Annotated in this window: 13 protein-coding genes; 7 read left to right on the top strand and 6 right to left on the bottom strand. The window is 40.0% G+C overall.

Annotated features, from left to right (window positions below):
• Positions 1-111: 111 nt before the first annotated feature.
• Positions 112-1,047 carry a bifunctional riboflavin kinase/FAD synthetase gene (locus tag DVR12_RS21980; protein ID WP_116977956.1) on the bottom strand — a complete coding sequence of 312 codons (936 nt, stop codon included), beginning with the start codon at positions 1,045-1,047 and terminating at the stop codon, positions 112-114.
• Positions 1,048-1,174: 127 nt separating this feature from the next.
• On the opposite strand from DVR12_RS21980, the gene DVR12_RS21975 reads away from it, so the two are divergent.
• On the top strand, positions 1,175-2,353 hold the full coding sequence (locus DVR12_RS21975) for an AIR synthase related protein (RefSeq protein WP_116977955.1): 1,179 nt from the start codon (positions 1,175-1,177) through the stop codon (positions 2,351-2,353).
• A 52-nt stretch (positions 2,354-2,405) separates the two neighbouring features.
• Here the strand turns inward: DVR12_RS21975 and DVR12_RS21970 are convergent, their stop codons facing one another.
• Positions 2,406-4,055 carry a M56 family metallopeptidase gene (locus DVR12_RS21970; protein ID WP_116977954.1) on the bottom strand — a complete coding sequence of 550 codons (1,650 nt, stop codon included), beginning with the start codon at positions 4,053-4,055 and terminating at the stop codon, positions 2,406-2,408.
• Positions 4,056-4,058: 3 nt separating this feature from the next.
• Positions 4,059-4,424: a BlaI/MecI/CopY family transcriptional regulator gene (locus DVR12_RS21965; protein WP_116977953.1), complete on the bottom strand. Its 366-nt coding sequence runs from the start codon at positions 4,422-4,424 to the stop codon at positions 4,059-4,061.
• Positions 4,425-4,579: 155 nt separating this feature from the next.
• On the opposite strand from DVR12_RS21965, the gene DVR12_RS21960 reads away from it, so the two are divergent.
• From DVR12_RS21960 to DVR12_RS21950, 3 genes are all read left to right on the top strand, one after another.
• The gene (locus DVR12_RS21960; RefSeq protein WP_116977952.1) at positions 4,580-5,275 is read left to right on the top strand and encodes a cell division ATP-binding protein FtsE; all 696 of its coding nucleotides are present in this window, start codon (positions 4,580-4,582) and stop codon (positions 5,273-5,275) included.
• A gap of 143 nt (positions 5,276-5,418) precedes the next feature.
• Positions 5,419-5,691 (top strand): 30S ribosomal protein S15, encoded by a 273-nt coding sequence (gene rpsO / locus DVR12_RS21955; RefSeq protein ID WP_116977951.1) that lies wholly within the window; start codon positions 5,419-5,421, stop codon positions 5,689-5,691.
• A 119-nt stretch (positions 5,692-5,810) separates the two neighbouring features.
• Complete coding sequence (locus DVR12_RS21950; RefSeq protein ID WP_116977950.1) at positions 5,811-8,135, top strand: polyribonucleotide nucleotidyltransferase; 2,325 nt, start codon at positions 5,811-5,813, stop codon at positions 8,133-8,135.
• Positions 8,136-8,597: 462 nt separating this feature from the next.
• Here DVR12_RS21950 and DVR12_RS21945 read toward each other — a convergent pair whose 3' ends face one another.
• Positions 8,598-9,170, bottom strand: a complete 573-nt coding sequence (locus tag DVR12_RS21945) for a hypothetical protein (RefSeq protein ID WP_116977949.1) — start codon at positions 9,168-9,170, stop codon at positions 8,598-8,600.
• Between the two features lie 103 nt (positions 9,171-9,273).
• Between DVR12_RS21945 and prmA the strand changes: the two genes are divergently transcribed.
• The 3 genes from prmA to DVR12_RS21930 all read left to right on the top strand — a co-directional run bounded on the left by prmA (position 9,274) and on the right by DVR12_RS21930 (position 11,775).
• Positions 9,274-10,092 (top strand): 50S ribosomal protein L11 methyltransferase, encoded by an 819-nt coding sequence (gene prmA / locus DVR12_RS21940; protein ID WP_116977948.1) that lies wholly within the window; start codon positions 9,274-9,276, stop codon positions 10,090-10,092.
• Between the two features lie 122 nt (positions 10,093-10,214).
• Entirely contained in the window at positions 10,215-10,856 is a 642-nt protein-coding gene (gene plsY, locus DVR12_RS21935) for a glycerol-3-phosphate 1-O-acyltransferase PlsY (protein WP_116977947.1), read from the top strand.
• A 112-nt stretch (positions 10,857-10,968) separates the two neighbouring features.
• Entirely contained in the window at positions 10,969-11,775 is an 807-nt protein-coding gene (locus DVR12_RS21930) for a M48 family metallopeptidase (RefSeq protein ID WP_116977946.1), read from the top strand.
• Positions 11,776-11,979: 204 nt separating this feature from the next.
• Here the strand turns inward: DVR12_RS21930 and DVR12_RS21925 are convergent, their stop codons facing one another.
• Entirely contained in the window at positions 11,980-12,924 is a 945-nt protein-coding gene (locus tag DVR12_RS21925) for a hydrogen peroxide-inducible genes activator (protein ID WP_116977945.1), read from the bottom strand.
• Positions 12,925-13,052: 128 nt separating this feature from the next.
• Positions 13,053-14,387: a hypothetical protein gene (locus DVR12_RS21920; protein WP_147323513.1), complete on the bottom strand. Its 1,335-nt coding sequence runs from the start codon at positions 14,385-14,387 to the stop codon at positions 13,053-13,055.
• Positions 14,388-14,550 lie beyond the last annotated feature (163 nt).

The raw sequence follows: 14,550 nt of genomic DNA, 5'->3' as shown, positions 1-14,550 counted from the left end.
AGTAATAAAAAACAAACAATGCGAATACGATTAAGGTACTTTATTAAAAGTAAAGTGAGAGAGGTACAAAGCTAAAGCAAGTAAAAAATAAATACAAATTTATTTTAAAAGTCACATCTCCGATATGATCCTTTTAGCTTCTGCCGAATCTTTATCCATTTGCTGGATCAATGCATCTATCGCATCAAATTTTTTGTTCGGACGGATATAATCGATAAATGAAACGTTTACTTCCTGATCATAGATGTCTTCATTGAAATTGAAGATATGTACTTCGAGTCGCAGGTCTGTTCCATTGAAGGTAGGACGGTTGCCTATGCTCATTACTGCTGGTAAAGGCGTACCACCATTAATGGAGGCCAGCACGGCATAGATTCCTTCGGCCGGAATAAGTTTTCTATCATCGGTAAGTTGCAGATTAGCGGTAGGGTAGCCAAGTTGTCTGCCCATTTTGTCGCCATGGGTAACGGTTCCGCTCAGAAAATAGGTATATCCCAATAGTTCATTGGCAAGTTTCACGCTTCCTTCATGAAGGCTGTTCCTGATTTTGGTGGAACTAACTGTAAGGTCATGAACGATTTGTTTAGGGATTTCAATCAGCTGAAACCCGTATTGTTGTTGTTCTTTTTCCAGGAGTTCCAATCCACCTTCCCGGTTATGGCCAAAACGGTGGTCATAGCCAATAATAATAGTATGGGGGCGGAAACGTTTTATAAGGAAGTCTTCCAGGTAGCTGATGGCTGGCATCTCCGAAAATGCCTTGGTGAATGGAACAACCACCAGGTGGTTGATACCTGCTTGCTTCAAAAGGGCAATTTTCTCGGGAAGGGTTGTTAGTAACCGGATATTATTGGGTTTGGGTTGTAAAACCTCCCGGGGATGCGGGTCGAAGGTAATAATCACAGTCTCGCCACCGCATTGCCTGGCAGCCTGCTGAAGCTGCTCTATAATGAAACGGTGACCAGCATGTACTCCGTCAAAAGTGCCGATTGTAATAACGGCATTATGAAATTCTGGTAATTGATCTAAGTCCCTGTGAACCTGCATATAATTCAATAACTAACAAAAACGCCGTGCAAATCTAACCAATCTGCACGGAATCTGTTACTTTTGCAGCCTGAAGAACATCGGAATTCAGTTATTTTTTTATTTACATATTTATATTTCATTCCCAGTGGATAATAATATTTACGCCAAACGCGGTGTTTCTGCAGGTAAAGAAGATGTGCATAATGCCATAAAGAATATTGATAAAGGGCTTTTCCCTAAAGCATTCTGTAAAATCGTTCCCGATATTTTGGGCGGTGATGAACAATGGTGCAATATTATGCATGCCGACGGTGCCGGCACTAAATCGTCGCTGGCTTATGTTTATTGGAAAGAAACAGGCGACCTCAGCGTTTGGAAAGGAATCGCACAGGACGCCATTATTATGAACATGGACGACCTACTGTGTGTAGGCGCTACTGATAATATCCTATTATCATCTACCATCGGGCGTAATAAGCAATTATTGCCAGGGGAGGTGATCGCAGCGATTATCAACGGTACAGAAGAAATCCTGGCCGAGCTTCGCAGCCACGGTATCAGTATTTACTCTACCGGCGGTGAAACTGCAGATGTAGGCGACCTGGTAAGAACAATCATCGTCGATTCTACTGTTACCTGCCGTATGAAACGCAGTGACGTTATCTCCAACGATCGCATTCAGGCGGGGGATGTTGTAGTAGGTTTGGCTTCCTATGGGCAGGCTACCTACGAAAGTTCCTATAACGGCGGTATGGGTAGCAATGGCCTTACCAGTGCCAGACATGATGTGTTTAGCAAAGCTATCGCTGAGAAATATCCGGAAAGCTTCGATCCTAATATTCCGTATGAATTAATCTTTAGCGGTAAAAAATCATTGACCGATAAGATCGATATCCCGGGATTTGGACAGGTAGATGCAGGAAAGTTGGTTTTATCTCCAACCCGTACCTATGCTCCGGTAATTAAAAAAGTGCTGGAACAGTTCCGCCCTCAGATTCATGGTATGGTGCATTGTAGCGGTGGCGCACAAACGAAAGTCCTGCATTTTATCGAGAAACTGCATGTAATCAAGGATAACCTTTTCCCTGTTCCTCCTTTGTTTACGCTGATTCAGGAGCAATCAGGTACACCATGGAAAGAAATGTACCAGGTATTTAACATGGGTCATAGGATGGAGTTATATGTACCTGCTGAAATTGCAGAAGAAATCATCAATATCTCCAAGAGCTTTAATATCGATGCACAGATTATTGGTAGAGTGGAAGCAGCGGCTGAAAAGCAGGTAACTGTAAAAGCTCCTGCCGGAACTTTTGAATATAAGTAATTACAATAAAGGGCGGGAGATCCCGCCCTTTGTTTATCTATTTAGCTTGTTATTATAATACAGCATTGAAACGGATCGGCAATGAATAGGCTACATTCACTACACGGTCGTTCTGTTTGCCAGGGATCCATTTAGGCATTTCTTTTATTACCCTGATCGCTTCTTCTTCTAATCCATATCCCTTTACTACCCCAGTGGGTTTAACATCTGAAATATTTCCTTCTGTATCAATAATGAAATCAATAAACACAGTAGCTGATACTTTTGCATCCTGGGCTGCTTTAGGAAATTTGATATGCTTGCTTAAGAATTTTGCCAATGCTGCTTCTCCACCAGGATATTGAGGTGGATTGGTTACTATTGTAAAGAGTTCATTGTGTTTCTCTTTGGCAGGTGATGAATCTTCCTGTAATGTAAACCTGATTGGGAGAGTCATTTGAGCTAATACCGGCTGATGCTTGATTTTAGCGGGTTCCCAGTTTGGCATGGCTTTAATAACGCGTATAGCTTCTGCTGTAAGGCTGGTACTAGGATTATTACCAGTTGATTTAATATTTGATAAGCTACCATCTTTACCTACATTAAACTGGATGAATACTGTACCCTGCTGATTCTTTTCCTGAGCCTCTCTTGGATACCTTACGTTTTTAGATAAGTAGTTCATTAAGGCTGTCTCGCCGCCTTTAAAAGTAGGTAGTTCGTCTACCTTGGTATGAACTTCTTCCTGGTAAGGCTTGCTTGTTTTAATTGGTGCCGGCGCTGCAATTGCTGTTCTAACAGGAGCCGGAGTAGAAACGGGTGTTGAAATCTCTATGGTTGGTTCCTGATGAGTAGAACGATTATCTACTACAAATGCCAGGGAGCAAAAAATAAAGGCGCTAAGCGGCAGTACAAGAATTCTGCGCATGTAGCTGAATCTTGGGTGGTGGAATCTTGTGAGCATAAGGATTCTGCGTTTGATAGGTGATTGAAAGAAGTTATTTGTGATTTTAAATTGGTTGGTTTGAAAGGCTGCCTGTAGAATGGTTTCGGCATAGCTACCTACTTCTTTTCCGGCTGCTTTTTTATCTGCCAGGAATTCATGGATTAATATCAATTCTCTTTTGATCAGAAAAAAGAAGGGATTAAGCCAGCCGATGGAAGTGATAATTTCCATGAAAAGCTTATCACTGCTGTGTTTTTCCTGAATATGTACTAATTCATGACGAAGAATTTGTTGCCCTTTAAGACTATCAATTGGAGTTGTATCCCAGAAAATGTAGGAAAAGAAAGAGAACGGAGTTCTGATAATTTCATTCTCAACAAGATGATATGGAGGGATATCAAAGATCTTACTTCTCTTAACCAGCCGAAGTAGCTTTGATAAGGAAAATATTAATCTTGTTAATAGTATAAAGGCAACGATTATATAAATAGCTAATAAAATACTGCTCAGATTAATGGCGGAAGGAGCAGGGTGGATAGTTGGAGTACCTGTTGCTGTAAACATATTGGCGGTATAGTAAAGCAACTGGGACTGTTCACTTTTTCCGGTTATTGGTATATTAATAAGTGGAAGGATGATAGACAATACAGTGATACCAATAAGATAAAACCTGTTCCAATGGTGAAACTTGTTATTACGGAGGGCAATATGATAATACCCGTATAATATTCCGGAGCAGAGGAATAGTTTGGCCAGATAGATAGCAACAGGAGTCATAGTCTATTTATTTTGAGCGTCCTTGATTTTTTTTACCAGTTCTTCCAGTTCATTTACACTTAGCTCTTTTTCCTTTACGAAGAAGGAAACCAGGTTACTGAACGACCCTTCAAAGTATCCTTTAACGAGGTTGTTGACTGTTTTGTGGCTGTAAGCATCTTTAGAAATGATGGGAAAATACTGATGAGATTTTCCAAAGGCTTTAAAATCAACAAATCCTTTTTCCATGAGGATTTTAATGAGGGTGGAAACGGTATTATAGTGTGGCTTGGGTTCAGGCATTATATCTATAATGTCTTTCACGAAAGCGGGGCCTGTTTCCCATAGTGCCTGCATGATTTGTTCTTCGGCTTTGGTAAGTTGTTTCATGTTTTTAGTTTCTGATTTAAAAGTATAACTAAATATTTAGTTTAACAACTATTTTTTTAGTTGATTAATTTATAGGTTGATGATTGAGATTATCACAATGAGTTATTTTTTAATTAGTTATTTTTGTTCGCAACAGATTGTAAAAAAGAAAGGACATGACGCCTGAACAACCTATCATCCAATTAACTAATGCCAGTATATATCAGGGGAATTCTTTGATTTTATCGGAAGTAAACATTACGGTAAACAAGGGAGAGTTTGTGTATTTGATTGGCAAAACGGGAACTGGTAAATCCAGTTTGTTAAAGACGCTTTATGGAGATTTGCCCTTAACAGAAGGTTCGGGGCAGGTGGTAGGTTTTGATTTGAAGAAGATGGACTGGAAGAAGGTACCGTATTTGCGTAGGAATCTGGGAGTAGTTTTCCAGGATTTTCAATTGCTGACAGATCGTAATGTACACGATAATTTAAAGTTTGCCTTAAGGGCAACTGGCTGGCAGGACCCTAAGGAGATGGAGAATAAAATCACGGATGTATTAGATAAGGTAGGGTTGGGAACCAAAGGGTTTAAGATGCCATACGAGTTATCGGGAGGTGAGCAGCAGCGGGTAGATATTGCCCGTGCAATGCTAAATTCACCCCGTCTGATCCTGGCAGATGAGCCGACAGGAAACCTGGATCCGGAAACCTCAGATGGTATTATGCAGTTGTTGTTCCGTATTTGCCGGGAAGGTACTGCAATTGTGATGGCGACTCATGATTACATTGTACTGCAGAAATTCCCATCAAGGGTACTGCGTACAGAAAATGGGCATGTTACAGATAATGCTGCTTTGAACTTCTCTTCATAAGAGTTGAAAAATAGAAATTAACATATTAAATTGTTAGCTATTTATTATTCTTACAGGTTAATTGGTATTTCCTATTTTTTAAATTACCTTTGCACCTGGAAAAATAGCGACAAAAAACATTATATTACTTATTATTATTAAAGATGTCTTACTTAACTGTTGAAAAGAAAGCCAATATTTTTAAGGAATTTGGTGGAAGCGAAAAAAATACAGGCTCTGTAGAAGCACAAATAGCGCTGCTGACTGAGCGTATCAACAGCATTTCTGGTCACCTGAAAGCAAACAAAAAAGATTTTTCTACTCACCGTGGTCTTATGAAAATGGTTGGTCAGAGAAAGCGTTTACTTTCTTATTTATCTAGAACTAACCTCACAGGCTACCGTGCTCTTATTGAGAAGTTAGGTATCAGGAAATAACCACGACTTAATTATAGCGCTATTCCCAACTTATATGTTGGGAATAGTTTTTTTGTATGTATACCTTTTATTATTCTTCTTTGTCTTAGAAGAATGTTATTCTTAATCCTCACTTTATTATGAATCTGACACCTATTTCAGTGACATTCGATATAGGAGACGGTCGTATGGTGACTATCGAAACCGGCAAATTGGCCCGCCAGGCCGATGGTGCCGTTACGGTACGTTTAGGGAATGCAATATTGCTGGCTACAGTGGTAGCTGCCAAAGAACCCAAACCAGGACAGTCTTTCTTCCCCCTCACAGTTGACTATCAGGAAAAATTTGCTTCCGCCGGCCGTATCCCTGGATCTTTCTTCAAACGCGAAGGCCGCTTATCCGATTACGAGGTACTGATTTCAAGATTGATCGACCGAGCACTACGCCCCCTGTTCCCCGATAACTATTTATGCGAAGTTCAAGTTTTGGTTTCTCTCATCTCTTCCGATCCGGAAGTAATGCCTGATGCCCTGGCTTGTCTTGCTGCTTCTGCTGCTCTCGCAGTTTCTGACGTTCCAATTCAGGAAATCATTTCCGAAGTGCGCGTTGCCCGCATTGGTGGTAAATATGTAATCAACCCTAATCGTACCGATTTAGCAACTGCGGATATGGACTTCATCATTGGTGCTACTGAAAAGAACATCATGATGGTGGAAGGTGAAAGTAAAGAATGCCAGGAAGAGGATCTGATCCAGGCTATCGAGGCAGCTCACGCTGCGATTCGTGTGCAGGTGAAAGCTCAGGAAGAACTCCGCGACCTCAAAGGCATTACCGCTAAACGTGAGTTCACTCTCCCTTATCAAAACGACGAACTGAAAGCTAAAATTTCTGCTTTCGCTAAAGATAAAATTTACCAGGTTGCTAAAGGCGCTCTGTCTAAACACGATAGAAGCGATGCTTTTGCTGCAATCGGTACAGAACTGGTTACTCATCTGGGCGAATTACCAGAAGAAGATCAACCATTGGTGAAAGGTTACCTGCACGATCTCGAAAAAGATGTGATCCGTAATATGATCCTCGACGAATCCGTTCGTCTCGATGGTCGTAGCTTAGATCAGGTACGCCCTCTCGCCATGGAAACCGACATTTTACCGTCTCCTCACGGCTCTGCCTTGTTTACCCGTGGTGAAACTCAGTCTTTAACCACCGTAACACTCGGTACTCCTGAAGATGAGTTGCTGATCGAAAGCGCTGCAACATCTAACTATACTAAATTCATCCTCCATTATAACTTCCCTCCATTCTCTACCGGTGAGGTGAAAATGATGAGAGGCCCCGGACGTAGAGAAGTAGGACACGGTAACCTTGCTATGCGTTCCCTGAAACAAATGATGCCAGGATCTGAATATCCTTACACCGTAAGAGTTGTATCCGATATTCTGGAATCTAACGGTTCTTCCTCTATGGCTACCGTTTGTGCCGGATCTCTCGCATTAATGGATGCCGGGGTTCCACTGCCTAAACACGTTTCCGGTGTGGCAATGGGTCTGATCTCCCGTTCTGCTGATGGCAAATGGGCTGTATTGACCGACATCCTGGGCGATGAAGATCACCTGGGGGATATGGACTTTAAAGTAACTGGTACCCGCGACGGTGTTTGCGGTATCCAAATGGATATTAAGGTTGATGGTTTAAGCATGGATGTAATGCGCGCCGCTTTAGCTCAGGCTAAAAATGGTCGTTTACACATCATCAATGCCATGTACGATGCAGTTCCTGCTGCCCGTCCAGAACCTAAACCACATGCTCCTCGCATGGAAAAACTGATCATCGACCGCGAATTTATCGGTGCAGTGATCGGACCAGGTGGTAAAATCATTCAGGAAATTCAACGCGAAACCGGTACTACTATCAACATCGAAGAAGTTGGTGAAACCGGCGAAGTAAGCATCTTCTCCGCACAGAAAGATGGCCTGGAAAGAGCTTTAGCATGGGTGAAAGGTATTATAGCTGTTCCTGAAGTAGGAGAAGTCTATGAATCTATCGTTAAATCCATCATGCCTTATGGTGCATTCGTAGAATTCATGCCAGGCAAACAAGGCTTACTCCACATCTCTGAAGTATCCTGGAAACGCCTGGATACAATGGAAGGAGTGCTTTCTGAAGGCGAAAAAGTAAAAGTAAAATTAACAGGTACTGACCCTAAAACCGGTAAGTTTAAACTGAGCCGTAAAGTGTTAATGCCTAAACCAGAAGGATACGTAGAAAGAGAAGAAAGACCAGATCGTGGTGATCGCGGGGATCGTGGACCAAGAGATGACAGACGCGGCCCAAGAGATGACAGACGTGGACCAAGAGACGACAGACGTGGTGGTGGTGATGGTTTCCGTGGCGAAAGACGTGATTTCAACAGAAATAGCGACAACTCGAACGAAAAGCCAATGGAACCAACTTTCGATGAGTAACCGGATAACTGGAATTAAAATAAAACGGGGGCTGGCCAATTGGTCAGCCCTTTTTCACGCAAAGAAGGTAAGTTTTTTGGAGGGGCATAAGTTTTTCCCTTTGCCTCTCCCAAAACATACCTTCCTTGTTTATATAAGACAAACTTGAAAATATTATTAATCCCTTTGCCTCTCCAAAAAACTAACCTTCCTTGTTTATATAAGACAAACTTGAAAATATTATTAATCCCTTTGCCTCTCCCAAAACATACCTTCCTTGTTTATATAAGACAAACTTGAAAATATTATTAATCCCTTTGCCTCTCCAAAAAACTAACCTTCCTTGTTTATATAAGACAAACTTGAAAATATTATTAATCCCTTTGCCTCTCCAAAAAACTAACCTTCCTTGTTTATAAATGACAAATGAAAATATTATTAATCCCTTTGCCTCTCCAAAAAACTTACCTTCTTTGCGAGCAATTACCTCCTCGTCAATTGCTCCGCTCTATAGGTACTTTCCCGGAAAACTTCCTTACCATTATTCAAACGATAAGTTCTGAAGTTAGTACCATTTACAGGTTCTGCTATCATACGATAGGAGGCCTGATAGGCCTTGCTGCTTCTTTCAGTTATTCTAACCCTGCCATCAGCCAGTAAATCCGGCAGTAGTATTTCTACATAAGGAAGCTCTATACCTCCATCTTCTGCCCATAACATATTCATTCTGCCGGTGCTATAACTGAAGTCTTTATTCGTTGAATCTTCCAGGTAACAATAAGCTTTCAGAAAATGGTTGGCCATTTCATTTCTGTCGAGCCGTGAAAGCTGCACACTACCGATGATCCTATTATCAAACTTGCCGTTCTTCAGCACAGTATCCATATTATTCATATAGTCGGCTAACTCCTTTCGATCAAATACCAGCATCACATTCTCAGTCTGATAAATAATTGAATCGGCAATTGGTTCTAAAACAGGTTTCATTTTAATAATCTGCGCATGAGCAGATACACTTGTTACTGCAATGGTTAAAGCTAGGAGCAGTGTTTTCATAGGTTTTGTGTATTAATTATTATTCAAATATAATATTTTCATATTAATATCATTTTGAAATCCTTTGCACTGCTGTAATAGCAATTCTATATATTTGCCGCATATGTCACACATCGCCATTACAATACAGGTAAATGATACACTCACCGACCTGTTGATTGCACAATTATCAGAGATTGGATTTGAAGGGTTCGAAGAGCAGGAGCAAAAACTGATTGCTTATATACCAGCAGACGATTTACAGGAAGAAGCATTAAACGATATATTGGCTCCTCACGGTATCACCTATACGAAAGAGATTATTCAGCCTGTGAACTGGAACGCAGTTTGGGAGAGCAATTTTCAACCAGTATTGGTAGACGATTTCTGTGGGATCAGAGCCGAATTTCATGATGCATTTAATCCAAAGCCTGATTATGAAATTGTAATCACACCTAAGATGGCTTTTGGTACTGGCCACCATGCTACTACCTCTTCGATGATCAGACTAATGGAAACCTTGCCTGTAAAAGGAAAGCGGGTTTTTGATTTTGGCACGGGAACGGGTATACTGGCTATTCTTGCTGAAATGATGGGTGCATCTGTAATTGATGCAATTGATTACGATGAATGGGCGGTAAACAATACCAGGGAGAATATCGAAGCCAATGGCATGACTAAAACCAAGGTTTGGCAGGCAGATACGCTCACTGATATTTCTTCAACCTATGATATCATTTTGGCAAACATAAATTGTAATATTTTATTACAGTTTATGGGAGAAATGAAGCGAATTCTTGCAGAAAATGGGCAATTATTGTTAAGTGGCATTCTAACAACCGACGAGCCTCAGATTACAGAAGCTGCCGCAGCAGTTGGGCTACAATTGACTCATAAAATAGAGAAAGACAATTGGTTAGCTCTTCAATTTGAAACAAAATAATCGTAATACTGTAAAGTTGAATATGAAAGCTATTGATTATCCAACTTTTGTGTTACTGTCAATTCCAATATTCTATATATTTTAACATAGAATTTGTTATCTTAGCGTTCTAACTTGTTGTAATGATAGAAGTTTTATTGCTTATTGGGGCCTATTTTATAGGTTCAGTTCCTACAGCTGTATGGGTAAGTAAAGGGGTGTTTGGTTTGGATATCAGGGAGTATGGTAGTGGTAATGCAGGCGCCACCAATACTTTCAGGGTATTGGGTCCTAAAGCTGGCACTTTTGTAATGGCAGTTGATATGCTTAAAGGCGTATTGGCTGTTAGATTATCGTATTTACTTCCTTATTATACCGATCCGGAACATCTTACTCAATTAGTGAATCTGCAAATCGGATTAGGTCTGGTTGCCGTTGTTGGACATATTTTTCCTATCTGGGCAAATTTCAGAGGAGGTAAAGGCATTGCAACATTATTTGGATTAGTGCTGGCCATTCAGCCATTGGTAGCACTTTGTTGTGTAGGAGTTTTTCTGATGATTTTATTCCTTACAAGATATGTTTCTCTCAGCTCAATTATTGCAAGTATTGCATTCCCTGTGTTGATTTTGTTTATTTTTAATGAGCCTGAGATCTTCTATCGGATATTCGCAATTGCTGTAGCATTAATGGTGGTATTAACACATCAAAAGAATATTGGCCGTTTGTTGAAAGGGGTAGAAAGCAAAGTACCGTTATTCAAAAACAAAAAAGATAAACATTAAGTTATAGATATCGCAAAAAGCACGAAGTAAAAAGCCATAGCCACAAAAATGTGCATGCTTTTTGCTTCGTGCTTTTTGGCGTTTTATCGCTACTTATAAATTTGATTTTCCCATGAAAAAGTATTTATTATTCTTTGCTGCAGGAGTTGGTTTGGCTGCTTGCTCCCGTGTACCTATAACTGGTCGTAGCCAACTGAATCTGGTTCCTGAAAGCACCATGCAATCCATGGCTTTAACGCAATACCAGAGCTTTCTTTCTGAAAATAAGGTAGTTGCTCAGGCATCCAGTAAAGATGCAGAGATGGTTAAAAGAGTTGGCCAACGTATTGCCGCTGCCGTTACCAAATACATGAATGATAATGGAATGGGAAAAGAAATTGCCAGCTACAACTGGGAATTTAACCTGGTAGACAGCAAGGAAGTAAACGCCTGGTGTATGCCTGGTGGTAAAGTGGTGGTATATACCGGTATTTTGCCTGTAACCCAGAATGAAACTGCATTGGCAACAGTTATGGGCCATGAAATTGCACACGCAATTGCCCGTCACGGTAACGAACGTATGAGCCAGGGCTTAGTAGCACAAGGTATTCAGATGGCTGGTGCTGTGGCACTTAACAAAAATCCTACTGCTGTTAACATATTTAATCAGGCTTTTGGTGTTGGTAGCAATGTTGCTTTACTGGCTTATTCCCGTAAAGATGAGTTGGAAGCCGATCACCTGGGTCTTATTTTTATGGCCATGGCAGGCTACAATCCACAGGAAGCAGTGCCTTTCTGGCAGCGTATGGCAAGTATGAGCACTGGTCAGAAACCTCCGGAGTTCCTCAGCACTCACCCTAGCGATGCAACCAGAATTGCTGAGCTGCAAAAATTAATGCCTGAGGCAATGAAATATTACAAACCTGCCGGTAAAGCGTAAAGCTCGCGATGCTCGCTTGTTTCTCGCAGAGAAGCAGAGATTAATATTAAGAGGCATAATAATTAAAGCGAATGTTTTTAAGAACGTATGATTGGTTTCTATTTATAATAAAAACTTTTCAGCAATTCTTAAAAACATTCGCTTTAATTCTTATGCCTCTTTGCTTCTTATGCTTCTCTGCGAGAAACAAGCGAGCATCGCGAGCTACTCAGCCAGAATTTCAATTACTTTCTTATTCTTCTGAGCTCTCATTTTTTCAGGTACGTGTAAGAGTATTTCCTTACTAAAAGCCTCAATTAAGGCCTGCTTAATAAAGTGCCTGTGTGTTACCAGGCTAATCTCCCTTACCGGCTCTGGTGCCCTGAAGTAGCGCACCATATTAAGTTGTTTAGGACTCAGGTCTTGTAAAGATAATTCAGGCAGAATAGTATATCCTTCATTCAGATCTACCATTCTTTTAAGCGTTTCTACGCTACCAGTATTGTATTCGAGGTTTCTGTTATCTCCCATTGTAAATTTATCCTTACAGATATTAAGTACCTGATTGCGCATACAATGGCCTTCATTGAGTAACCATACATCTTTTATTTCAAGTTCCTCTGCTTTTACCACCTTCTTCTCATAAAGTGGATTGGTTTTAGAGGTATATACTACAAACGATTCATAAAAGAGCGGATGTTCTTCCAGATGGGGATTATGAAGGGGAGTAGCCAGTAAACCACAATCCAGCAATTCCTGTTTCAATTGCTGCATAATCTGTTCGGTGGGAAATTCCCAGACTTCCAGCTTTACTTTTGGATATTTTTTCATGAATCCGGTCAGGATTCTTGGTAGTAAATATGGTGCGAGAGTAGGAATGATACCAACTTTCAGATTTCCCTGTACCTCTTTCTTCTGGTCTGCAATAATTTCCTTAATGCGGGCATTTTCCTTAAGGATGATACGTGCCTGAGCTACAACTGCCACCCCTATTTCTGTAGGAACAACCGGCAACTTACTTCTGTCGAACAGCTTTATACCTAATTCATCTTCTAGCTTCTGTATTTGCATGCTCAATGTTGGCTGGGTCACAAAACACTTTTCAGCCGCAACTACAAAACTTCTGTAGGTATCTACTGCAACGATATACTCTAATTGAACAGTGGTCATCTCACATTAATTGGTCTCAGCAAAGGTATAAATAAAATCTATTGCCACCGCCTTTTCAAATAGAAAGAGGTGGAATTAGGTTTTTTATAACAACCTGATTCCACCTCTTTTATAATAAGTTATTAGATTTAGAATATACGATAACGATATTTAATCTTCTCTGTATTATTATAAAGTTCCTTGATATTGATGGATGCTTGTATTTCTGCAACCGCTTCTGTTTTCAGGTTGCGGAATTCGGCTTGTTTTGTATCGATGATACTTTTATCTGCCAATCCATTGTCCTGAGCGATTTTAAGAGAGTTATTCACTTTGGTGTAGTAAGAGTCCAGCAAGGTGAAATACTCGTTGTAAAGGTTCTCAAAACGCTTGGTTTGAAGCACCAGATCTTCCAGTTGATTGTTCACCTCTTTCAGTGAAGAATTTTCACGTAATAAGGATTCATAATCAACTCTCTTTCCACCTTTAGAGTATTTTGCTTCAAGTTGGTTGAAATAATCAACTACTTTTTCTTTAGTAAAGTTGAAGAAGTAGTCGTTCATGGTTTGACTTAAAGTCTGATTTCCTCTTTGTGGAGCAGGAAATTTCAATGAAGTTGCAGTAAAGGAAAGGTGATCAAACAGGTTATCCTGTAAGAGGCTCAACTGATCCTTATTGAAATTCAGGCCGTATTCAAATTTCTGATTCGCATCATTTAATGCGGTGTAGTACACAACGTATTTATTCAGTTCTTTCTCAAATTCCTGTAAGGATTTTTGATTGATCTGTTTGTTGTTTACACTCACACTGTGCAGAAAATTCATTACCGAATTGGCAATAGCCAATGGTGGTGTCAAAGAAGTAAAGCTTTGGAAGATAGGACTGTTGATGATCGATTTTGTAGATTCAACAATCTTTCCGTTTTTCTCTCCTTTTTCGCCTTTGTTTTTAAGAATGATTTTTTCAACCAATTCCACAATGCGATCGCTCAATGAAAATCCCAGTGCTTTACTTTCCGGGTTATTCAAAGAGGTGATGAATACATCCAGGTTGTTGGTTGTAGTACGGGATTTTAAGTCGATGATTTTCTTGTTTAACAAGTAGTAAGTTTCGCTGGCATTAATAATGTTGGTTTTAATCAGCTCGTACTTAGTTATATTATCGATCTCTTTACCTTGTAATAAGGCCTGAATAGCATTAGAGTTCTGTTTATCATTATCTGTGATCCGCTGTACTTCTTCTATCAGTTTTTTGATAGTAGTATCCTGTGTTTTAACAACAGGTGCTGTTGTGTTTTTCAATTCAGGATCTTGGGCCCGGGCGGCGAGGATAGTAAATAATAGAACTAATGAGGTAGATACAACTTTTTTCATCCAACTAGCTGACAACATTTTTTTAGCGATGTTTACTAACGGTAATGATTGATAGGCTTTCTTGTTAAAGCCATAACCATGCCTCATCTCCGTTGGTAGGTTTATAAACATGTCGTTTTTCTGTTTTGTTAACAAAATATTAAGAAAATATGATGCCAAAAACATCGTGACGCAAAGATAAATAATTAATAACAGTTAAAATTAAATCATGATAGGTGGTTTGTAAAATGCTTTCAACGGATATATTTTTAAATTTAAACTGGAAAGCTACCTT

Origin of the sequence: Chitinophaga silvatica (assembly GCF_003419895.1) — a bacterium.
In the GTDB taxonomy this organism is placed as follows: Bacteria; Bacteroidota; Bacteroidia; order Chitinophagales; family Chitinophagaceae; genus Chitinophaga; species Chitinophaga silvatica.
The sequence above is the reverse complement of the archived record's forward strand: the minus strand, read 5'-3'. Positions and strand labels throughout refer to the sequence as shown.

Bases quoted from the DNA above. Each gene is read 5' to 3' on its own strand.
- DVR12_RS21965 (WP_116977953.1), bottom strand. From the start codon at position 4,424: ATGAAACAACTTACCAAAGCCGAAGAACAAATCATGCAGGCACTATGG.
- DVR12_RS21920 (WP_147323513.1), bottom strand. From the start codon at position 14,387: ATGTTTATAAACCTACCAACGGAGATGAGGCATGGTTATGGCTTTAAC.
- prmA (WP_116977948.1), top strand. From the start codon at position 9,274: ATGTCACACATCGCCATTACAATACAGGTAAATGATACACTCACCGAC.
- DVR12_RS21945 (WP_116977949.1), bottom strand. From the start codon at position 9,170: ATGAAAACACTGCTCCTAGCTTTAACCATTGCAGTAACAAGTGTATCT.
- DVR12_RS21950 (WP_116977950.1), top strand. From the start codon at position 5,811: ATGAATCTGACACCTATTTCAGTGACATTCGATATAGGAGACGGTCGT.
- plsY (WP_116977947.1), top strand. From the start codon at position 10,215: ATGATAGAAGTTTTATTGCTTATTGGGGCCTATTTTATAGGTTCAGTT.
- DVR12_RS21925 (WP_116977945.1), bottom strand. From the start codon at position 12,924: ATGACCACTGTTCAATTAGAGTATATCGTTGCAGTAGATACCTACAGA.
- DVR12_RS21960 (WP_116977952.1), top strand. From the start codon at position 4,580: ATGACGCCTGAACAACCTATCATCCAATTAACTAATGCCAGTATATAT.
- DVR12_RS21930 (WP_116977946.1), top strand. From the start codon at position 10,969: ATGAAAAAGTATTTATTATTCTTTGCTGCAGGAGTTGGTTTGGCTGCT.
- rpsO (WP_116977951.1), top strand. From the start codon at position 5,419: ATGTCTTACTTAACTGTTGAAAAGAAAGCCAATATTTTTAAGGAATTT.
- DVR12_RS21980 (WP_116977956.1), bottom strand. From the start codon at position 1,047: ATGCAGGTTCACAGGGACTTAGATCAATTACCAGAATTTCATAATGCC.
- DVR12_RS21970 (WP_116977954.1), bottom strand. From the start codon at position 4,055: ATGACTCCTGTTGCTATCTATCTGGCCAAACTATTCCTCTGCTCCGGA.